Genomic DNA, 19,851 nt, shown 5'->3' on the forward strand with positions numbered 1-19,851 from the left:
CCACATTTAGACGTCGCCGCTCAGCCATGAGCGGAATTTGTGCAAAGCAGCACCAAAACCGCTTCTTTCCCGATACTCGGGATGCGTCTCGAAGCGATGCTGCTTGGCGTAGATCAGAAGGCCCACACCGGTGGAATAGATCGGATCGCGCATGCGGTCCTCGAGCCCGGTGAAGTATTGCGGCACGCCGATGCGTACCGGCATCCGAAACACGTCCTCGGCCAGTTCCACCAGGCCCTTCATCTTGGCGCTACCGCCGGTCAGCACCACGCCGCCGGGGACCAGGTCCTCGAACCCGCTGCGGCGCAACTCGCCTTGCAGCAGCCCGAGCAATTCCTCATAGCGAGGCTCAACCACATTGGTGAGGGTGTGGCGTGAGAGTTGGCGAGCGGGCCGGTCGCCGATGCTCGGCACCTCGATGCTGTCGCTGCCGGCGGCGTCGCCCTGGGCGCAACCGTGGTTGATCTTGATCGCCTCGGCATGGTGAATGGGCGTGCGCAGCGCCACAGCGATGTCATTGGTGACCTGATCGCCGGCAATGGGCACCACCGCCGTGTGACGAATGGCGCCATCGGTAAAGACCGCCATGTCGGTGGTACCGCCGCCCATATCGATCAGGCACACACCGAGCTCTTTCTCGTCTTCGGTCAGCACCGAGTAGCTGGAGCTGAGCTGGTCGAGCACCAGGTCGTCTACTTCCAGCCCGCAGCGGCGGATGCACTTGACGATATTCTGCGCGGCACTCACGGCACCGGTGATGATGTGCACGCGGGCTTCGAGGCGCACGCCGCACATGCCGACCGGCTCGCGGATGCCCTCCTGATTGTCGATGATGAATTCCTGCGGCAGGATGTGGAGGATTTTCTGATCCGCCGGAATGGGCACTGCGCGCGCGGCATCGATCACCCGGTCGATGTCGCCCTGACCAACTTCGTGCTCCTTAATGGCTGTGACCCCATCGGAATTCCGACTGCCGACATGACTGCCCGAAATCCCCGCATGCACTGAGTGAATCTCGCACCCGGCCATCAACTCGGCCTCCTCGACCGCGCGCTGAATGGACTGCACCGTGGACTCGATATCCACCACCACGCCCTTTTTCAGGCCGCGCGACGGGTGGCTACCCAATCCGACGATCTCAATGCTGTCGTCCGCCTTGATCTCGCCCACCAGCGCGGCCACCTTCGAGGTGCCGATATCGAGACCAACTACCAAGTTTTCTCTGCGTCTGGACATATTCCTGTGCTCTATCGCTTGTCGTTGACCGCGGCCATGCGTTTTCCCTGGGCGTGCAAATCGTCCCCGTGTTCGGAGTGCCAGCGCACCGCCAGACCGTTGCTGTAGCGCAGATCGATCCGCTCGGGAACCGCCACGGCCTCGATGCGCGGGAAAGCCGCGAGCAGCCGATCGAAGCGCTGATCGAGCTGCTCGGTGCCAAAATTCAGCACTGGCCCGCCGAGAAGCTCCAGGGTCCAGTCCCCGCGACGATCGCGTCCGAGCCCGTCAATCAATAGGCCCAGATCGGCCAGGCGCGGCTGCCAGATCAGCAGGCGATCCACCACCTCAGCGGCTCGCTCATCTGGCCCGGACAGGCGCGGCAGACCGGCGGGAACCCTGCGATCCTGCGGGCGGAAGATCACACCTTCACGGGTGACCAGCCCGTCATCGCCCCAGCGTGCGATCGCCTGATGCTCGTTCACCTGGAGGATCAGCCGATCTGGCCACACCCGCCGCAGACTCGCGCCCTGCACCCAGGGCAGCGCCTCGATCTGCTCGCGCAGGCTGGCGAGATCCTGCGACAGAATGCCGCCGGTCAGGTGGCTCGCCACCTGCTCCTGCAAGGCTTGGCGCGAGAGACTGCGCATCTCGCCATCCACCGCGATCGCGCGAATCGGCAACACGCGCGGCTCCCACTCCGCCGCCAGCCACAGCCCTGCCGCCAACGCAATCATCAGCGACAGCGCGACGAACAGCCGCGCCAGCAGCGTCTCGGTGGTCACCCCCAGACGCATCGGGCGACTGGGTGAGTCGCGCCTGAGACTGGCAGCGATCAGGCTGTAGTAGTTGCGATCGGAGGGATCGGGCATGGGTCCTTCGCTTCGGGTTGCGGTTAATGGCGTGTGTTGAACATCAAAACGACGGTCAGGCGCCGACGGCGGCTTGTTTCAAGCTCGTGCGCAGGATGCGCGCAACCAGCTCGTTGAAATTCATTCCGCGCGCCGCTGCCGCCATCGGCACCAGACTGTGATCAGTCATGCCGGGCACGGTGTTCACTTCCAGCAAGCGCGGCTGGCCCTCGGCATCGAGCATGAAGTCCACCCGGCCCCAGCCGGTCGCGCCAATGGCATCGAAGGCGCGCAGGCACAGCTGGCTGTAATAGGCTTCCTGCTCCGCAGACAAACCGCACGGACAGAGATACTTGGTCGTATTGGCGCTGTACTTGGCCTCAAAGTCGTAGAAGCAGTTGGGCGTCTCGAGCCGAATCAAGGGCAGCGCCTCGCCGTCGAGGATGGCGCAGGTGTACTCCGCGCCGCTCAACCAGGACTCCGCAATCACCTCGGCGTCGAAGGCCGCCGCCTCGCGGTAGGCGTCTTCCAGCTCCTGCGGCGAGTCAACCCGCGCCATGCCGAGGCTCGAGCCCTCGCGCGCCGGCTTGATCATCAGCGGAAAGCCCAGCGCGGCCGCGGCGTCCATGTCCTGGCGGCCCCGCAGCACCGCGAAATCCGCCGTCGGCAGGCCACTGCCGGCCCAAATCTTCTTTGTGCAGACTTTGTCCATGCCGATCGCCGAGCCGAGCACGCCGGAACCGGTATAGGGCATGCCCAAGGTCTCGAGCGCGCCCTGGATCTGACCGTCCTCGCCGCCGCGTCCGTGCAGGATGATGAAAGCGCGCTCAAACCCGCCCTTAGCGAGCCGCTCAAGCACCTGGCTGTCAGGGTCGAGCTCGTGCGCGTCCACGCCAAGCTCGCGCAGCGCGGTCATGACCGCAGCGCCACTTTTCAGCGAAATAGGCCGCTCCGCCGATTGCCCGCCCATCAGCACCGCCACCTTGCCAAAGCGTGCGGCTTCGTCTGTGTTCATGCCTGCTCCCCTCCGACGCGATGTACCTCGGGACTCAGCCGGATGCCATGTTTCTGCTCGACCTCGTCCTGCACGCGTTCGATCAGCGCGAGGATGTCCGCGGCCGTCGCGTCGCCGCGATTGATGATGAAATTGGCGTGCTTCTCCGACACCACCGCCCCACCGACACTGACCCCTTTGAGACCTGCCGAGTCGATCAAACGCGCGGCCCGGTCTCCGGGCGGATTGCGAAACACCGATCCGCAGTTGGCACTCCCGGTGGGCTGGGTTGCTGAGCGTTGCGTCAGCAGCTCCTTGATCCAGGCCGCACCGACTTCCGGGTCACCCGGCGCCAGACGCAGCTCGGCCGACAGGAACCACTCGCCCGGCGGTCCCTGCACAGAGCGATAGTCCACCTTGAAATCCTGTGGTTCGTGGTCATGAATCTTCCCGGCGCGATCAATGGTCCTCACGCGACTGACAAAATCCCAGGTCTCCGCCCCCCAGGCACCCGCATTCATCGCCAAAGCGCCGCCAATGGTCCCGGGAATCCCGGCGAGGAATTCGATGCCGGTCAAGCCCATACGCACCGCGAAGCGCGCTGCCTTGGCGCTGGCCACCCCGGCCTCGGCGCGCAGTCGTTCTGGACCGATGCGCACCAGCTCGGCGAGACAGCCCTGGGTCTCGATCACGGTGCCGGCGAAGCCCTCGTCGGCCACCAGCAGGTTGCTACCGAGACCGATCCACAGCAGCGGTTCCTCGGTTGGTAAACCGCGAAGAAAATTGGCGAGGTCCTCGGCATCCGCCGGTCGATAGAGGCGCGCCGCCGGCCCGCCCACACGCCAAGAGGTATGCCTGGCCAGCGGCTCGTTATGCCTCAGTTCGCCGCGCAGCGGGATGCGCTCTGGAGTGCTCATGTCACCCGCCCTCCCGCGACGACGCGGCGCCCGCCCCAGTGCCCGCCGCAGGACTGGCCAAATGCTCCGGCAAGCGCGCCGCCAGCGCGCCAATGTCGCCGGCACCGCTGACCAGGACCATGTCGCCGTCCTCAAGCAGATGCCCGAGCACGCCCGGAACCTCCTCGAGATCGGCCACAAACACCGGGTCCACCTGCCCGCGCGCACGAATGGCGCGACTCAGGCTGCGTCCATCAGCGCCCGGCAGCGGCTGCTCGCCGGCGGGATAGACCTCGCACAGCAGCAGCACATCGACATCCGAGAGCACCGCGGCAAAGTCCTCGAATTGCTCCATGGTGCGGGTGTAGCGATGCGGCTGGAACGCCAGCACCAGACGCCGGCCCGGCCAACCTTGGCGAATCGCGGCCAGGGTAGCGGCCACCTCACGCGGATGATGACCGTAGTCGTCAACCAGAGTGACCCGACGCCCGTCGCCCAGGGTGACATCCTTGACCACGAAGCGCCGCCCGATGCCTTGAAACTGCGACAAGGCCGTCTGAATTGCCTCGGGCGCCACCTGATGCTCAAGAGCCACCGCGATGGCCGCAAGCGCGTTCAGCACGTTATGGCGACCGGGAAGATTCAGCTCGATCGGCAAGCTAAGACCGGAATCGCGATCCTGGACGCGGAAGCTCATGCGCGCGCCCTGATGGCTGATCTCGGTGGCGCGCAGATCGGCTCCGGCCTCGGTGCCATAGGTGCGCACCGGACGCGCGATGCGCGACTGCACCGCCATGACTTCCGGGTCGTCGGCGCACAGCACCGCGAGACCGTAGAAGGGCAGATGGTGCAGAAAGTCGACGAAGGTCTCACGCAGCCGACCGAAGTCGTTGCCATAGGTCACCATGTGATCGGCGTCGATATTGGTGACCACGGCCAGCATCGGCTGCAGCAGCAGAAAGGAGGCATCGCTCTCGTCGGCTTCGGCGATCAGAAATTTGCTGCTGCCCAGGCGCGCATGACTGCCGGCGCTGTTCAGCAGACCGCCAATCACGAAGGTTGGGTCCAGCCCCGCTTCGCCGAGAATGCTGGCGATCAGGCTGGTGGTGGTGGTCTTGCCATGGGTTCCGGCAACGGCCACGCCATAGTAGAAGCGCATCAGCTCGGCCAGCATCTCGGCGCGACGCACAATGGGCACCCGCGCGGCGCGCGCGGCCTCAATCTCCGGGTTTTCGTGGTCGATCGCGGAGGACACCACCACGGCATCCACACCGCGCACCTGCTCAGCGCGATGACCGATGAAGACGGCGGCTCCCAGGCGTTCGAGTCTCTCTGTCACAGCGCCGCGACGGCGATCGGACCCCTGGACCTGGTAACCCAGGTTCAGCATCAGCTCGGCAATGCCGCTCATGCCAGCACCGCCGATGCCGATAAAGTGCAGCCGTCGGATGCGCCCCATACTGGCGGCACTATGCGGCCGATCGATCGGCGCCTGCGCCATTGCGATTGGATTTTCCCGGCTCATGAGGCAACCAACTCCATGCAGGCATCGGCAATGCGCCCGGCGGCCTCGGGCTGCGCTTTCGCGCGCGCGGCTTCCGCCATGGACAAGCGCAATCCCGGGTCGGCGAGCAGTTCCACGAGCGGCTTGGCCAGCGTCTCGGCCGTCAGGTCTTTCTCGAGCAGCAGACGGGCGGCACCGGCCTTGACCAGAAAGCGCGCATTGCCCACCTGATGATCGTCGACCGCAAAGGGGAAAGGCACAAAGATAGCCGGCAAGCCCGCCGCGGCGATTTCGGCCACGGTGAGCGCGCCAGCGCGGCAAATCATCACGTCCGCCCAGGCGTAAGCTTCGGCCATGTCAGATACAAAAGGCTGGATGTCGGCTTGCACCCCTGCCTCCCGATACGCCTGTTGCGCCACTTCCAGCGTGCGCTCGCCGGCCTGATGACGCACCTCGGGGCGTTGCGCCAGCGGCAGCAACGCGAGTGCCCGCGGCACCAGGCGGTTGAGCGCCCGCGCCCCAAGCGACCCGCCAAGCACCAAGAGCCGCACCGGCCCCGATGGATGCGCGCGCCGCTCAGCCCAGCGTTCAGCGGGAGACGCGAGCGCGGCGATCTCGGCGCGCACCGGGTTGCCACTGGCAATGGCGCCACGCGCGGGCGGAAAACTGCCTGGAAAGCCTTCGAACACCTGATCAGCAACGCGTGCAAGCCATTTATTGGTCATGCCCGGCACGCTGTTTTGTTCCTGAATCACCAGCGGGCGGCCCTGGCGCCAAGCCATCACGCCACCGGGCCCGGAGACGAATCCGCCCATGCCGAGCACCAGGTCAGGCGCACGCCGACGTAGCACCTGGCCGGCCTCGCGCAGCGCAACGGCCAGCCGCCAGGGCGCACTGACCAGGGTCTTGATTCCCTTGCCGCGCAGCCCCTGGACCCGGAGCCACTCGATATCGAAACCGTGCTCCGGCACCAGACGCGCTTCAAGCCCGGCACGGGTTCCCATCCAGAACAACTCAGCTCCGCGCGCGCGCAGCGCCTCGGCCACTGCGAGTGCCGGGAAGACATGCCCACCGGTTCCACCGGCCATCACGGCTATCCGCGGTGCCATTGGACACCTCCAGTCGGATTCGGCTCCTGCAGCTTGCGCCGCAGTTCGGCATCGACGCGCAACAGCAAGGCCGCGCTCATCATGGCGACCACGATGGAATTGCTGCCATAGCTCATGAAGGGCAGCGTCAGCCCCTTGGTCGGCAACAGGCCGGTATTCACACCCGAGTTAACGAACGCCTGAATACCGATCAGCAGACCGATACCATGGGCGATATAGGCTGAGAAATCCTCGCCCATCTCACGCGCACGCGCGCCGATGGCCAAGGCGCGCCAGGTGACGAAACCCAGCGCTGCCATCACCGCAGCAAAGCCGACAAAGCCGAGCTCCTCGCCGATGACGGCGAGCAAGAAATCGGTATGCGCCTCGGGCAGGAAGTATTGCTTTTGAATCCCGTTGCCGAGCCCGACACCGAACCACTCCCCTCGTCCGAGCGCGATCAGCGCCTGGCTGAGCTGGTAGCCGCTGTTGAAGGGGTCCGCGAACGGATTCATGAAAGAGGTCACGCGCTCAAGACGATAAGGCTCAAACACCACCAAAGCCACCAGGGCCGCCAGCACCAGTGCAATGAGCACCAAAAAATGCACCATCGGCGCGCCGCCGAGAAACAGCAGGCCTAGCACCGTGGCGAGCAGCACGGCCGCGGTACCGAAATCCGGCTGTGCCATCACCAGGGCACCGGCACCGCCAATCAGCAACATCGGGCGCACCACGTCGCGCACGCTCAGATCGCCTGACAGCGGCCGGCGTACTAGGAATCCGGCGAGATAGACCACCGTAAACAGCTTGACCAGCTCCGAGGGCTGCAGGTTGAATCCAGCGAGGCGAATCCAACGCGTGGCGCCATTGACGCTGTAGCCGATTCCAGGGACCAGCACCAACAGCAGCAGAACCATGCCCCCCAACAACAGCCACAAACCGGCGCGCTGCCAGAAGGCAATGGGCAGGCACCAGCAGACAAAGCCAGCCGCGGCACCCATGGCCAGCGCTATGACGTGGCGGTAGAGGTAATAAAGGGGCTCGAAATGCGGCGCCTGCGCACCGATAGGCATCGAGGCCGACGCCACCATGACGAAGCCGAGCCCGAGCAAGAAAACCAGCGCCAGCGCCAGCGGATAATCCAGCGGCGCCAGGGTCGTGCCGACGCGCTTATGCCAGCTACGCGGCATGCGTGGCATGCGCTCAAGCGGGACCAATGCGGCAGCGGAATTGGCTGCAGTTGTCGCGCCTGTCATCGCCGCATCCTCGTGACGGCTTCGGCGAAGACCCGCCCGCGTTGGCGATAGTCCTCGAACATATCGAAGCTGGCGCAAGCCGGTGACAGGAGCACCGCGTCGCCTGGCCGTGCAAAGCCACGAGCCCGGGCAACGGCGTCTTCCATGTCCTCTGCCCGCTCCAACGGCAGCGCTGCGGGCGCCACGGCCTCGATCAGGGGCGCATCGCGACCGATTAGCACCAGGGCGCGGGCAAATTGCTCAAGCGCCGGGGTCAAGGGAGCGAAGTCGGCGCCCTTGCCGTCACCGCCTGCAATCAGCACCACCTTGCCCTCATGCGGGAGCGCGCGGGCGACGCCCTCAAGCGCCGCGATGGTCGCACCGGGATTGGTCCCCTTGGAATCGTCGATCCAGCGCACGCCGCCGGATTCTTTCACCAGCGCACACCGATGCGGCAGACCCGGGAATTCCCCCAGCGCCGCGCGCATCGGCTCCAGTGCAAGCCCATAGCAGTCGCCCATTGCCAGCGCCGCCAGGGCATTGGCAAGATTGTGCTCACCCACGAGTGCCAGCTCGCGCACCGGGATCAGGTCTTGGTCCCCGCGACAAATCCAGGTCTCCCCGCCCTGCGCGCGCAGCCCCCAGTCCAGATCGCGCTCGGGTTGCCCAAGACCAAAGCTGACAACAGGATCAACACCCGCCGCCAAGGCGCAGGACGCAGCATCATCACGATTGACCACGGCAGCCTCGGCACCTGAGAAAATCCGCTGCTTGGCGCTGGCATAAGCGCTCAGATCGGGATAGCGGTCGAGATGATCGGGGGAGAGATTGAGCAGGGCCGCGACACGGGGGCGCAGTGAAGCAGTGGTTTCGAGCTGAAAGCTTGAGAGTTCAAGCACATAAAGCTCATAACTCGACGCAAGCAACGCCAGCGCCGGCGTGCCGAAATTGCCGCCGACCGCCACATTGAGGCCGGCCTCCCGAGCCATCTGCCCGAGCAGTGCAGTCACCGTGCTCTTGCCATTGGAGCCGGTAATGGCGAGCACCGGCGCCGACACCGCCTGGGCAAAGAGCTCGATGTCGCCGCAGACTGGGACATCGCGCCCGGCGAGATAAGGCGTCAGCGCGCTCAGGGGCACGCCGGGGCTGAGCACGATCTGATCGGCCACCCTAAAGGCACCGGCATCCCAGCCGCCAAGCATCATGGCGACGTCGGGGAATTCATCACTCAGGGTCTCGGCACCTGGCGGCCGGTCACGGCTGTCGGTCACTGCCACCTGGCAGCCGATGCTGGCCAGATAGCGCACGCAGGACAAGCCCGTCACCCCGAGTCCGACCACCAGTACCCGAGCACCCGAGAGCTCGGGCACGGCGCCAATTCGCACACAGGTCCCGGAGCCAGTTTCGGCCCTGGTGCTTGGCGCCATTGGCGAGATGATGTTGAGTTGACTCGCGCTCATCGGATCTTCAGGCTCGCCAGTCCAATCAGTACCAGCACCACGGTGACAATCCAGAAGCGCACGATTACGCGCGGCTCTGGCCAGCCCTTGAGCTCGTAGTGGTGATGCAGTGGCGCCATGCGGAAAATGCGCTTGCCAGTGAGCTTGAAGGACGCCACCTGCAGCATCACCGACAGGGTCTCGAGCACGAAGATGCCGCCCATGATGAAGAGCACCAGCTCTTGATTGGCGACCACGGCAATGGCGCCCAGCGCCGCGCCCAGGGCCAGGGCACCGACATCGCCCATGAACACCTGCGCGGGATAGGTGTTGAACCACAAAAAGCCGAGCCCGGAGCCCACCAGGGCGCCGCAGAAGATCACCACCTCGCCCACCTCGGGGATGTGTGGAATTTTCAAATAATTGGCGATCTCGGCGTGCCCGGCGGCATAAACCATAATGCCCAGTCCACCAGCCACCAGCACCGCCGGCAGCACAGCTAGACCGTCCAGCCCGTCGGTCAGATTCACCGCATTGGAAGCCCCGACTATGACCAGATAGGCAAAGAGGATGAAGAAGGGGCCAAGCTGTATGGCAACCTCCTTGAAATAGGGCACCAACAGCTCGGTCTCGTGTGGCGACGCGGCAGTGAAATAGAGATAAAGCGCCGCCGCCAGGCCAAACACTGTCTGCAGCAGATACTTATAGCGCGCGGGCAAGCCGCGGGAATCGCGCAGAATGAGCTTTCTGTAGTCATCGATCAGGCCAATCAGCCCGAAGGCCAGGGTGGTCAACAGCACCACCCAGACGAACCGATTCGACAAGTCCGCCCACAGCAGGGTGCTGACGGCGATGGCGACCAGAATCAGGGTGCCGCCCATGGTCGGAGTGCCGGCCTTGGAGAAGTGGCTGCTCGGTCCATCGTCGCGCACCACCTGACCAACCTTGTAGCTGCTCAGCCAGCGAATCAGCGGACGACCGACCAGCAGGGCGATCGCCAGCGCTGTGATCACCCCCAGAATCCCGCGCAACGTCAGGTAACGAAAGACAAAGAATGCGCTCTCGTACTGCCCCAGCCAGTTGGTTAGCCACAACAACATGTCAGTTCACCTCCGCCCCGGTGCACAGGGCATCGGCAATCTTGTCCATCGCCGCCAGGCGCGAGCCCTTCACCAGCAGCACATCGTCCGGCTGCATCTCGGCGCGCAGCGCGGACAGCAACTCGCGCTGACTGTCACAGGCCAGCGCCTTGCTAGATGCTTGAGTGGCGGGTTGGACGGAGGACTGGCCGAGCTCCCGAGCGGAAGATTCATTAAAGGCCGCGGCAGCTTGTGCGGCCAGCGGACCAACGGTAAACAACCGCGTGACGCCGGCATCGTGCACCTGGCGCCCCATGTCCGCGTGCAGAGCAGCGCTGTCCGCGCCCAGTTCACCGAAGTCGCCCAGCACCAGCAGCGAGCGCCCGGGCAGATCGGCCAGCACCGCCACGGCGGCGGCGAGCGAGTCCGGATTGGCGTTGTAACTGTCGTCGATCAGCCGCTCGCCCTCGGCAGTGCGACGCGGCTGCATGCGCCGCGCGACCGGCTGCAGCGCGGCAAGTCCGTTGCGGATGGCAGAGACCGGCAGCTCCAGCGCCACGGCCAACGCGGCGGCGGCCAGTGCGTTATTCACATTGTGCCGTCCGGCCAGACTCAGCTCGATCTCCAGCGGCTGTTCCTGACCCGGCAGTTGCGCCGAGAACAGGGTGCGAAAACCATCCTGGTCCCAACGGGTGCGAATGGATTCTGGGTCGGCCCGCAGCAGCGCGCCCGGCCCGGTGCCGAAAGGCAGGCAACGGCGGGCGCCGGCCAGCTCTTTCCACAGAGGCGTCCAGAGCACGTCGGCCATGAAAGCGAAGGTGCCATCGGCGCGCAATCCGCAGGCGATCTCGCCCTTGGCATGCGCAACCCCTTCGAGGCTGCCGAAGCCCTCGAGATGAGCGCGCCCGGCATTGGTGATGACCGCCACCTCGGGCGCGGCGATGCCGCTCAGGTAGCCGATCTCGCCGTGATGATTGGCGCCCATTTCGAGAATCAGAAAATCCTCATCGCGCGCGGCGAGCAGCGTGAGCGGCATGCCGATGGCATTGTTCAGATTGCCCGCCGTGGCGCGGGTGCGCCCGACCTGCTGGCAGATGGCGGCGGTCATTTCCTTGGCGGTAGTTTTGCCATTACTGCCGGTAATGGCAATCACCCGCCCCTTGAAGCGCGCGCGCCAGGCCGCCGCCAAACGCCCGAGTCCCTGCAGCGGATCATCAACGATCCACTGCGGCAGATCGGCTGGCAGCGCCCGGGCGACCATGGCCGCCACGGCGCCTTGCTCGGCGGCAGCCGCGACATAATCATGCCCGTCGAAGCACTCACCGCTGAGCGCGATAAATAACTTGCCGGTGCAGTCCTGACGGCTGTCGGTGGTTACGCCGTCGAAGGCGACATCGGCGCCCTCCAGACGTCCACCGGCACTCGCCACGGCTTGCGCGAGCGTCCACATCATCCGTCTCTCCCCCGCCATTCGCGTAGCGCCTGCATCACCTGGGCGCGGTCGCTGAAGCGTGCCTTTAGCTCACCCATGTCCTGTTCAGTCTCATGACCCTTGCCGGCGATCAAAACTGCATCCTCCGGACCAGCCATCAGCAGGGCGCGGCGGATTGCGACACCGCGCTGACGCTCTGTAATCGTTGAAGTGGACTGATTTGCCGGGCCATCCTTCGCCGAGTCAACTTCCGCGCGGCTTGATCGCGGTTGGTCACTTGCCGCGGCGGATGAAGTCTTCCCTCCAGGCTCACCAATACCCGAGAGAATTTCGGCAATGATCACGTCCCCGTCCTCATGGCGCGGGTTGTCGTCGGTCAGAATAATACGGTCGGCCAGGCGCGCGGCGACCTGCCCCATTAGCGGGCGCTTGCCACGGTCGCGCTCGCCGCCGCAGCCAAAGACCAGGATCACCTGCCCGCGGCAATGCGCGCGCAGCTCCATCAGCGCCTGCTCGAGGGCATCCGGGGTATGGGCATAATCGACCACGCACAGCGGCTCGCCCTCGGCGCCGAAGCATTCCATCCGTCCCGGCACGCCTTTGACGCGCGCAAGTTGGTGCAAAGCGGTCTCGAAGGCCATGCCGCGCGCCAGCAACACCGTCAGCGTGGCAAGCAGGTTTGCGGCATTGAAGCGCCCGATCAGCCCTGCACTGAACTCGCCCACGAGCAGCTCGGCATCCTCCCCATGGCGGCGTGCCTCGACCTCGAGGCGCAGCCCGCGCTGATGCAGCTCCAGATGGCGCGCGCGCACCAGCAGGTCGCAGCGACCCTGCACCGCCGGCGCCAGACTGAGTGCCGGATTCAGGCTATAGAGCGCGAGCTTGACACCAGGCGCCAGGGTCGCGAGCACCCGGGTGCTGAAATCGTCATCGGCGTTGAGAATGGCCCAGCGCAGCCCCGGCAGCGCGAACAACCGCGCCTTGGCCGCCGCATAGGCTTCCATGCTGCCGTGATAGTCGAGATGATCCCGAGTCAGATTGGTCAGCAGTCCGACGTCGAAATGCACCGCATCAGCGCGTTGTTGTGCCAGCGCATGCGAGGAGACTTCCATCGCCACCGCCTCGGCACCCTGGTCGCGCAGTGCAGCGAGCGTCGCCTGCAGACTGATCGCATCCGGCGTGGTCATGCCAGTGCTTGACAATGTCTCAGGAAACCCCTGCCCGAGAGTGCCGACGATGGCGCAGCGCGCCTCAGCCGCCAGGCCTTGCGCGATGAAATGACTGACGCTGGTCTTGCCGTTGGTGCCGGTAATGCCGATCACCTCAAGCGCGGTGCTCGGGTCCTGGTGGAAGCGCGCGGCAATGTCGCCAGTCCGCGCGGCGAGCCGCTCGACCGGGATCACCGGCAGCCCCAACTCAGCGGCCAGCGCCCCGATCTCGCCCTTCGACCACCGCTCGGTGGGTTCGGCGGCAATGGCAACGACACCTTGCCCAACCAGCGCGCGGGCAAAATCCAGCCCATGCGCCCGCCCGCCCTGGCAGGCGAGAAACAGACTGCCCGGCGCCGCCTTGCGGCTGTCGAGCGCCAGAGCCGAAACCGGCACCGGCGCTACCGCAGCCGTCGTCATGCCGACAAGCAGCTCATCGAGCAGCCAGCCGCCGGGACCTTGGGCACGCGCGGCCATCATCTCAACAACTCCGATCGCGGGTCGGAACCGGCGGTCAGCAGCAGCGACGCGGCCGGGTCATCAGGCGGCACGTTGTACAGGCGCAAGGCCAACTCCATGACCTTGGCGAACACCGGCGCTGCCACCAGTCCACCGTAGTATTGCTTGCCGCCCGGTTCGTCGATCATCACCACCATCACAAAGCGCGGCGCGCTCGCGGGTGCCATGCCGGCAAAGACGGCTTGATAGCGCCCATCGACATAACCATCGGGGCCGGCCTTCTTGGCAGTCCCGGTCTTGCCGGCGACTCGATAACCGGTCACCGCGGCACGCTTGGCGGTACCTATTGGGGACACCACAGTCTCAAGCATACGGCGCACCTCGCGCGCGGTTCGCGCGGAGAATGCACGTTCTGACTTGCCACCGTGATCGCGTCGCAGCAGAGTGGCCGGCCGCAGCAGACCGTCGCTCGCGAGCACCGAGTAAGCGCTGGCGAGCTGCAGCGTGCTGACATTGAGCCCGTAACCAAAGGCCAGGGTGGCATGCTCAAAATCCGACCATCCTTCGAAACTGGGCAGATAGCCGGTGCTGGCCCCTGGAAAGGGCTGTTCACCCTCGTCCCAGTGAAGGGGCTGACCAAAGCCCACACGGTCGTACAGCTGCCACAGCAGTGATCGATCCATCTGCTGGGCAATCTTTACAATGCCGACATTGCTCGATTTCGTCAGCACGCTGGTGGTATTCAGTAGCCCGTAGTTGTGCACATCCCGCACGCGGTTGCGGCCCACTTGCAAAAAGCCCGGGCCGGTATCGACGGGACTGGCCGGATCGATGACACCGTTCTCAAGCGCCATCGCGACTACCAGCGGCTTTACCGTTGAACCGGGCTCGAACACATCCGTCAGCACCCGATTGCGCCGCTGCGCCGCCTGCTCCGAGCGCGGAGCATTGGGATTGAACGAGGGCTGCGAGGCAGCCGCAAGCACTTCGCCGGTGTTGACATCAAGCAGGATGGCGGTGCCGCCGACCGCCTGATGCTCGCTCACCGCGCGCTTGAGTTCACGGTAGGTAAGGTACTGCAAGCGCCGATCCAGGCTGAGAGACAGATCGTCGCCATGGCGGGGCGGGCGGATCTGCTCGACCTCCTCCACCACCCGGCCACGGCCGTCCTGTATCACCCGGCGCTTGCCGGGAATGGCCCGCAGACGCGGGTCATAGGCCAGTTCGATGCCTTCCTGGCCCTGATCGTCGATATCGGTAAAGCCGAGCACATGGGCAAAGACTTCGCCGCCGGGATAAAAGCGGCGGTACTCGGTCTCAACGCCGAAGCCCTCCACATCGTAGCGGCGCACAACGGCCTCGGCTGCTTCGGCCAGACGCGGTTCGACGCGCCGACGCAGGTACATGAAGCCCTTGTCCTGATGATTGGCCAGACGCTGTTCGAGCACCGCCGGGTCGAGTTCCAGGCTGGTTGCAAGTGGGGCGATAGCCTGCGGTCGCTTGCTCAGCGAGCGCGGGTCGATACTCAGACTGGCAACTGCGGTGCTAATCGCAAGCGGCTCTCCGTGACGATCCATCACCATGCCGCGACGAGCGGGAATTTCGCGCTCGCGCACTGAGCGCAGCTCACCCTCGTGCTTGAGAAAATCGGTCTCCAGCACCTGGCGGTGAAAAGCACTCGCCAGCACCGCGCTGAAGCCAAGTCCCAGGCAGGCCAGCAGCACCAGCCGCCGCGCCTGAAAGTTAGGCTTTTGCGTCAGCGCCTTCTGCCAGCGCTCGGCGCGTTTTTGCCGCTCCGCTTTAGTTGCCATGGGTCACAACCTCCAGCACCCGCACTTCCGCTGCCTGCGGCAAATGCATGCCGAGTTCCTGTCGGGCACGATCCTCAAGGCGCGAATGCGCGATCAAGGAGGCTTCCTCTAGGCGCAAGCGGCCCCACTCCACATCCAGGGCGTCGCGCTCGGTGCGCGCCTCCTGCAAGCGCACAAACTCGGCGCGGGTAAGGAACTTGACATAGGCCACCGACACGGCGCTCGCGATCACCGCGAAGGCCAGCAGAGCGAAGCCAATCAGGCGCGGGCGAGTCATGGCAGACGCTCCGCCACCCGCAGGATGGCGCTGCGCGCGCGAGGATTGGCGGCGATCTCCGCCTCGCCCGAACGCTGCGCGCCGCCAATCACCCGCAGCGGACCGCTCGCCTGAGGGCCGCGCACAGGCACGGATTTCGGCACCACGGGCCCGCGCGACTGCTCGCGGATGAAGCGCTTGACGATGCGATCCTCAAGCGAATGAAAGCTAATCACCGCCAGTCGCCCGCCGGCCGCGAGCACGTCCGTCACGCCAGCAAGACAGGTACGCAATTCCTCGAGCTCCTGGTTGATCAGGATGCGCAGCGCCTGAAAGCTGCGCGTGGCCGGATGCTTGCCGGGCTCGCGCGTGGGTACCGCGCGCTCGATCAACCGCGCCAGCGCGCCTGTGGTAGTCAGTGGTCGTTCGGCACGCTCGCGCTCAATCGCGCGCGCGATACGCAGCGCGAAGCGCTCCTCGCCATAGTCCTTCAGCACTCGGGCGATCTCCGCCACCGGGGCACGTGCCAGCCAGTTCGACAGGGGCTCGCCGCTGTTCGGGTCCATGCGCATGTCAAGCGGGCCGTCCTGCGAGAAGCTAAAGCCACGCTCGGGCGTGTCGAGCTGCGGTGATGAGACCCCCAGGTCAAGCAGAAACCCAGCGACATGTCCAGCCACGCCAAGCTCAGCAAGGCGCGCTGGGGTCTCAGCCAGCCGACTGTGGTGGACTTGCATCCGGCTGTCGCGCCGCTGCAGGGCTTCGCCCGCAGCAATGGCCTCGGGGTCGCGATCGAACGCAAGCAGGCGACCAGCCGCCCCCAGCCGCTCAAGCAGCGCGCGCGCATGCCCGCCGCGCCCGAAGGTCGCGTCGACATAGATGCTTGCCGGATTGATCGCCAATGCCTGCATGGTTTCTTCCAATAGGACAGGTTGATGTTCTCGATGCCAGGGCGCAGTGCCGTCCCCAAGGTCGCCACCGCCGGCCTCGGCCATCCCGTTCTCCGTTGTGCGGCCTGGGTCCAGCCGGGCCTAGATCGAAAGTGAGCCGAGCTCGGAGTTCGCGGCCAGACTTGCCATGTTGAAAGAGGCCTCGGCCTCCTCGAGGGTCTTGCGCCAGGCCGCCTCATCCCAAAGCTCGAATTTGTTGCCAACGCCGACCAGCGCGGCGCGTTTATCGAGCTGCGCGTAATCCCGCTGCTCGCTGGTGACCATCACACGCCCCTGAGAGTCGATCTCGACCTCGTTGGCGTAGCCAATCAGCAACCGCTGCAGGGCCCGGCTTTGCTGGTCGAAGGACGGCAAGCTCATGAGCTTGCGCTCGATCTCTGTCCAGGTGGAGTCTGGATAGACCAGCAGGCAATGTTGCGGATCAGCAGTAATGACCAGTTTGGAGTCGCACAGACGCGCCAATCGCTCGCGCTGTCGCGCGGGGATCGCTAGACGCCCCTTGGCGTCGAGATTCAAATAACTGACTCCACGAAACACGTTGATTACCGCCCGGCGACTTTTCTCCTAATTCCCCACAGTTCCCCACTAGCGATGATATTAGGAGAGGTTCCGCCACCGGTCAAGGAGGCTTGAGCGATTTTTGTCGATCTGACAGCAACTTACGGAGAATTCTTACGACCGACTCAAACAAAAAATAAAACTGTTGTTTTTCAGTGTTATGAAGCAGTATTATGATGTAAAATCGAGTTATTGGCGAGGAGTTTGGCAGGGGAGATCAGGCGATTTAGGGACTACACCGAGGCAATCCCAGCATGCTGTCGGTGGGCGGTATTTCGCGCGATTGCAAGGGTAATTCAGGCTAGACAGAGAAATACGCGCGCCCCAAACCACCGCTCGTCGGAAAAAGAGCGGCCGGAAGCGTCCGGAGAGTGAACGGGCAGCAGGGGGCTGCGAAGCTGGTGGGGAGAAGTGGGGGGAAATTATCCCGCCTTGACGATGCGCTCGATCTGACGGCGGTGGGTGCTGGTATGGAATGCGGCGAGCGCGTGCCATTGCGCGGCCGACAAGGCGCCGAACCAGGGGTGTGGGCAGCGATTGCCGGCATGGAGGTTACCGAGCTTATCGACGACCTCGGTATAGCGCTCGAGCAAGGTAGCGAGGCTGTCAAGCTGCTCGGGGCCAGCACTGGCGACGGGCTTGAGGTCTTCGAGCGGGAAATCGACGCCCGGATCATGGCCCGCGTAAAGCCGTGGCAAGAGCGCCGTGATGGCCGTGTTGGCAATCACCAGATGCTCGAGCGTCATATACACCGACCAGTTGCAACTGTCGCTCTCGACCCCAAGAAAGCGCCGAATCCGAACGCGTCTTTGCCCTGCCTCGACCGACAACCCCGATGCCAGCGCGAGCGCCAGGCGAGACTCCTCGCGAAACATAGCGGTGATGCGGTCCTTGGAATAGAACCTGGCTGTCAGCCGGATGCTCGTGGCAAGCAGCGCGCGCTCCAGCGCGGGAATCCCGACGCCCTCGGCTTTCCGCGGCTTTTGTCTCATACTGACCTCATCACAACGCTTGCTACTTGCCGGCGGAGCCCTGTTTTGCTGGGGGCTGTTTTGTCGGGCGCAGTTTCTTTGGGTTCATTTTTTTGGGTGCTGCGCCGGGGCCTGCTTGCCGGTTTGCTGCTTGCCCCAGGTATCGCGCAAGGTGACGGTCCGATTCAGCACCAAGCGGCCTGCCTGGCTGTCGGAATCGACCATGAAATAGCCCTCTCGCTCGAGCTGAAAACGCTCGCCGGGTTTGGCGCCTGCCAGGCTTGCCTCGGCCTTGCAGGCATGCAGGACCCGCAGCGAGTCCGGGTTGAGATCCGCGCCAATATCGCCCCCGCCAGCACCGGGGCTGGGGGTCTGAAACAAGCGGTCATAGAGTCTGACCTCGGCATCTACTGCGCTGTCCGCCGCCGCCCAGTGGATGACACCTTTGACTTTCCGATCCGCCGGATTGCACCCGAGCGTTTCTAAGTCGACCGAGGCGCGCAGCTCCAGCGGGTTGCCGTCCGCGTCCCGGATGATGTCCTGGCAACGGATCACATAGGCATTGCGCAGGCGTACCTCCCCACCCGGCACCAGGCGTTTGTAGCCCTTGGGAGGATTGTCGGAAAAATCCTCGCGGTCAATCCAGAGCTCGCGGCCGAAAGGCAGGGTGCGCGTGCCCATATCGGCATCTTTCGGATGGCGCGGCGCCTCGAGCGCATCAACGCGGTCCGCGGGCCAGTTCTCAAGAACAACTTTCAGCGGGCGCAGCACCGCCATGGCACGCGGCGCGGTAGCGTCGAGATGATCGCGAATGGCGCTCTCGAGCATACCCATTTCGACCAGATTATCGGCTTTGGTCACGCCAATGCGCCCGCAGAAATCGCGGATTGACTCGGGTGTATAGCCGCGCCGGCGCAGCCCGGCGATGGTCGGCATGCGCGGATCATCCCAGCCGGTGACCATGCCCTCCTCGACCAGGCGGGTCAGAATGCGCTTGCTCATCACGGCATATTCGAGATTGAGCCGGCTGAACTCGATCTGGCGCGGGCGCGACGGCACCGAGACATGCGCGATGCACCAATCATAGAGCGGGCGGTGGTCCTCGAACTCCAGGGTGCACAGGGAATGGGTCACGCCCTCAAGTGCATCCGAGAGCGGATGGGTGAAATCATAGGTGGGATACAGGCACCAGGCAGCGCCGGTCTGATGGTGGATCGCCCCGCGCTTGATGCGATAAAGCACCGGATCGCGCATGTTGATGTTGGGCGAGGCCATGTCGATGCGCGCGCGCAGAGTGCGGCTGCCGTCGTCGAACTCGCCGGCGCGCATGCGCTGAAACAGCTCCCGATTCTCCGCCACCGAACGGTCGCGATTGGGGCTGTCGCGCCCGGGCTCAGTCAGGGTGCCGCGATAGGCGCGGGTATCCTCGGCATTCAGGTCGCACACGTAAGCTAGGCCTTTGTCGATCAACTCGAGCGCAAAGCCATAGAGCTGCTCGAAATAATCGGAGGCGAAGAACACCCGCTCGCCCCAGTCGTAGCCGAGCCAGCGCACGTCGGTCTTGATGGAGTCGACGAATTCCGGACTCTCTTTGAGCGGATTGGTATCGTCAAAGCGCAGGTTGCACTGACCGTCGAAGTCCACGGCGAGACCGAAGTTCAAAACAATGGACTTGGCATGGCCGATGTGCAGATAGCCGTTCGGCTCCGGCGGAAAACGCGTGATAATGCGCGCATGCTTGCTGGCGGCAAGGTCTGCCGCGACGATCTGGCGAATAAAGTTCGTGGCGGGCGTGGCGGGCGCGACGGTCTCAGGCATCAGGCAGGACTTCCGGAAATCAGAGAAACAGCTGGCGACCCCATTCCCCGGGGGTTCCCAGAGGCGCCGACTGAAAGAACTGCCCGAAAG

The 19,851-nt window shown here is 64.7% G+C and carries 17 protein-coding genes; all 17 read right to left on the minus strand.

Going from position 1 to position 19,851, the window contains the following annotated elements; genetic code table 11:
- Window positions 1-6: 6 nt before the first annotated feature.
- Window positions 7-1,236 carry a cell division protein FtsA gene (ftsA, locus tag Thiosp_RS22870; protein WP_201064842.1) on the minus strand — a complete coding sequence of 410 codons (1,230 nt, stop codon included), beginning with the start codon at window positions 1,234-1,236 and terminating at the stop codon, window positions 7-9.
- Window positions 1,237-1,247: 11 nt separating this feature from the next.
- Window positions 1,248-2,087 carry a cell division protein FtsQ/DivIB gene (locus tag Thiosp_RS22875; protein ID WP_201064846.1) on the minus strand — a complete coding sequence of 280 codons (840 nt, stop codon included), beginning with the start codon at window positions 2,085-2,087 and terminating at the stop codon, window positions 1,248-1,250.
- Between the two features lie 55 nt (window positions 2,088-2,142).
- Window positions 2,143-3,081, minus strand: a complete 939-nt coding sequence (locus Thiosp_RS22880; RefSeq protein WP_201064849.1) for a D-alanine--D-alanine ligase — start codon at window positions 3,079-3,081, stop codon at window positions 2,143-2,145.
- Window positions 3,078-3,977 carry a UDP-N-acetylmuramate dehydrogenase gene (gene murB / locus Thiosp_RS22885; RefSeq protein ID WP_201064852.1) on the minus strand — a complete coding sequence of 300 codons (900 nt, stop codon included), beginning with the start codon at window positions 3,975-3,977 and terminating at the stop codon, window positions 3,078-3,080. Before murB ends, Thiosp_RS22880 begins: the two co-directional genes overlap by 4 nt.
- 1 nt (window position 3,978) lies before the next feature.
- Window positions 3,979-5,481, minus strand: coding sequence for a UDP-N-acetylmuramate--L-alanine ligase (gene murC / locus Thiosp_RS22890; RefSeq protein ID WP_274607894.1), 1,503 nt, complete (start codon window positions 5,479-5,481; stop codon window positions 3,979-3,981).
- On the minus strand, window positions 5,478-6,569 hold the full coding sequence (gene murG / locus Thiosp_RS22895) for an undecaprenyldiphospho-muramoylpentapeptide beta-N-acetylglucosaminyltransferase (RefSeq protein WP_201064855.1): 1,092 nt from the start codon (window positions 6,567-6,569) through the stop codon (window positions 5,478-5,480). The genes murC and murG overlap by 4 nt, the downstream gene beginning before the upstream one ends.
- On the minus strand, window positions 6,554-7,804 hold the full coding sequence (gene ftsW / locus Thiosp_RS22900) for a putative lipid II flippase FtsW (protein ID WP_201064858.1): 1,251 nt from the start codon (window positions 7,802-7,804) through the stop codon (window positions 6,554-6,556). The genes murG and ftsW overlap by 16 nt, the downstream gene beginning before the upstream one ends.
- Entirely contained in the window at window positions 7,801-9,243 is a 1,443-nt protein-coding gene (murD, locus tag Thiosp_RS22905) for a UDP-N-acetylmuramoyl-L-alanine--D-glutamate ligase (RefSeq protein WP_242518379.1), read from the minus strand. The genes ftsW and murD overlap by 4 nt, the downstream gene beginning before the upstream one ends.
- Window positions 9,240-10,322 (minus strand): phospho-N-acetylmuramoyl-pentapeptide-transferase, encoded by a 1,083-nt coding sequence (gene mraY, locus Thiosp_RS22910; protein ID WP_201064861.1) that lies wholly within the window; start codon window positions 10,320-10,322, stop codon window positions 9,240-9,242. The genes murD and mraY overlap by 4 nt, the downstream gene beginning before the upstream one ends.
- 1 nt (window position 10,323) lies before the next feature.
- Window positions 10,324-11,751 (minus strand): UDP-N-acetylmuramoyl-tripeptide--D-alanyl-D-alanine ligase, encoded by a 1,428-nt coding sequence (locus Thiosp_RS22915; RefSeq protein ID WP_201064958.1) that lies wholly within the window; start codon window positions 11,749-11,751, stop codon window positions 10,324-10,326.
- The gene (locus tag Thiosp_RS22920) at window positions 11,751-13,421 is read right to left on the minus strand and encodes a Mur ligase family protein (RefSeq protein WP_201064864.1); all 1,671 of its coding nucleotides are present in this window, start codon (window positions 13,419-13,421) and stop codon (window positions 11,751-11,753) included. The genes Thiosp_RS22915 and Thiosp_RS22920 overlap by 1 nt, the downstream gene beginning before the upstream one ends.
- The gene (locus tag Thiosp_RS22925) at window positions 13,418-15,211 is read right to left on the minus strand and encodes a peptidoglycan D,D-transpeptidase FtsI family protein (RefSeq protein WP_201064865.1); all 1,794 of its coding nucleotides are present in this window, start codon (window positions 15,209-15,211) and stop codon (window positions 13,418-13,420) included. The genes Thiosp_RS22920 and Thiosp_RS22925 overlap by 4 nt, the downstream gene beginning before the upstream one ends.
- Complete coding sequence (ftsL, locus tag Thiosp_RS22930; protein ID WP_201064868.1) at window positions 15,201-15,488, minus strand: cell division protein FtsL; 288 nt, start codon at window positions 15,486-15,488, stop codon at window positions 15,201-15,203. Before ftsL ends, Thiosp_RS22925 begins: the two co-directional genes overlap by 11 nt.
- Entirely contained in the window at window positions 15,485-16,459 is a 975-nt protein-coding gene (gene rsmH / locus Thiosp_RS22935) for a 16S rRNA (cytosine(1402)-N(4))-methyltransferase RsmH (RefSeq protein ID WP_201064881.1), read from the minus strand. The genes ftsL and rsmH overlap by 4 nt, the downstream gene beginning before the upstream one ends.
- 36 nt (window positions 16,460-16,495) lie before the next feature.
- On the minus strand, window positions 16,496-16,930 hold the full coding sequence (mraZ, locus tag Thiosp_RS22940; protein WP_207188013.1) for a division/cell wall cluster transcriptional repressor MraZ: 435 nt from the start codon (window positions 16,928-16,930) through the stop codon (window positions 16,496-16,498).
- 464 nt (window positions 16,931-17,394) lie between these two features.
- Window positions 17,395-17,964, minus strand: coding sequence for a DinB family protein (locus tag Thiosp_RS22945; RefSeq protein WP_201064898.1), 570 nt, complete (start codon window positions 17,962-17,964; stop codon window positions 17,395-17,397).
- Between the two features lie 84 nt (window positions 17,965-18,048).
- Window positions 18,049-19,761 carry a glutamine--tRNA ligase/YqeY domain fusion protein gene (locus tag Thiosp_RS22950; RefSeq protein ID WP_201064900.1) on the minus strand — a complete coding sequence of 571 codons (1,713 nt, stop codon included), beginning with the start codon at window positions 19,759-19,761 and terminating at the stop codon, window positions 18,049-18,051.
- Window positions 19,762-19,851 lie beyond the last annotated feature (90 nt).

The organism is Thiorhodovibrio litoralis (assembly GCF_033954455.1).
In the GTDB taxonomy this organism is placed as follows: Bacteria; Pseudomonadota; Gammaproteobacteria; order Chromatiales; family Chromatiaceae; genus Thiorhodovibrio; species Thiorhodovibrio litoralis.

Bases quoted from the DNA above. Each gene is read 5' to 3' on its own strand.
- Thiosp_RS22925 (WP_201064865.1), bottom strand. From the start codon at position 15,211: ATGGCAACTAAAGCGGAGCGGCAAAAACGCGCCGAGCGCTGGCAGAAG.
- Thiosp_RS22920 (WP_201064864.1), bottom strand. From the start codon at position 13,421: ATGATGGCCGCGCGTGCCCAAGGTCCCGGCGGCTGGCTGCTCGATGAG.
- ftsA (WP_201064842.1), bottom strand. From the start codon at position 1,236: ATGTCCAGACGCAGAGAAAACTTGGTAGTTGGTCTCGATATCGGCACC.
- Thiosp_RS22950 (WP_201064900.1), bottom strand. From the start codon at position 19,761: ATGCCTGAGACCGTCGCGCCCGCCACGCCCGCCACGAACTTTATTCGC.
- ftsL (WP_201064868.1), bottom strand. From the start codon at position 15,488: ATGACTCGCCCGCGCCTGATTGGCTTCGCTCTGCTGGCCTTCGCGGTG.
- Thiosp_RS22945 (WP_201064898.1), bottom strand. From the start codon at position 17,964: ATGAGACAAAAGCCGCGGAAAGCCGAGGGCGTCGGGATTCCCGCGCTG.
- Thiosp_RS22875 (WP_201064846.1), bottom strand. From the start codon at position 2,087: ATGCCCGATCCCTCCGATCGCAACTACTACAGCCTGATCGCTGCCAGT.
- rsmH (WP_201064881.1), bottom strand. From the start codon at position 16,459: ATGGCCGAGGCCGGCGGTGGCGACCTTGGGGACGGCACTGCGCCCTGG.
- Thiosp_RS22915 (WP_201064958.1), bottom strand. From the start codon at position 11,751: ATGTGGACGCTCGCGCAAGCCGTGGCGAGTGCCGGTGGACGTCTGGAG.
- murC (WP_274607894.1), bottom strand. From the start codon at position 5,481: ATGAGCCGGGAAAATCCAATCGCAATGGCGCAGGCGCCGATCGATCGG.
- murD (WP_242518379.1), bottom strand. From the start codon at position 9,243: ATGAGCGCGAGTCAACTCAACATCATCTCGCCAATGGCGCCAAGCACC.
- murB (WP_201064852.1), bottom strand. From the start codon at position 3,977: ATGAGCACTCCAGAGCGCATCCCGCTGCGCGGCGAACTGAGGCATAAC.
- murG (WP_201064855.1), bottom strand. From the start codon at position 6,569: ATGGCACCGCGGATAGCCGTGATGGCCGGTGGAACCGGTGGGCATGTC.
- Thiosp_RS22880 (WP_201064849.1), bottom strand. From the start codon at position 3,081: ATGAACACAGACGAAGCCGCACGCTTTGGCAAGGTGGCGGTGCTGATG.
- mraY (WP_201064861.1), bottom strand. From the start codon at position 10,322: ATGTTGTTGTGGCTAACCAACTGGCTGGGGCAGTACGAGAGCGCATTC.
- ftsW (WP_201064858.1), bottom strand. From the start codon at position 7,804: ATGACAGGCGCGACAACTGCAGCCAATTCCGCTGCCGCATTGGTCCCG.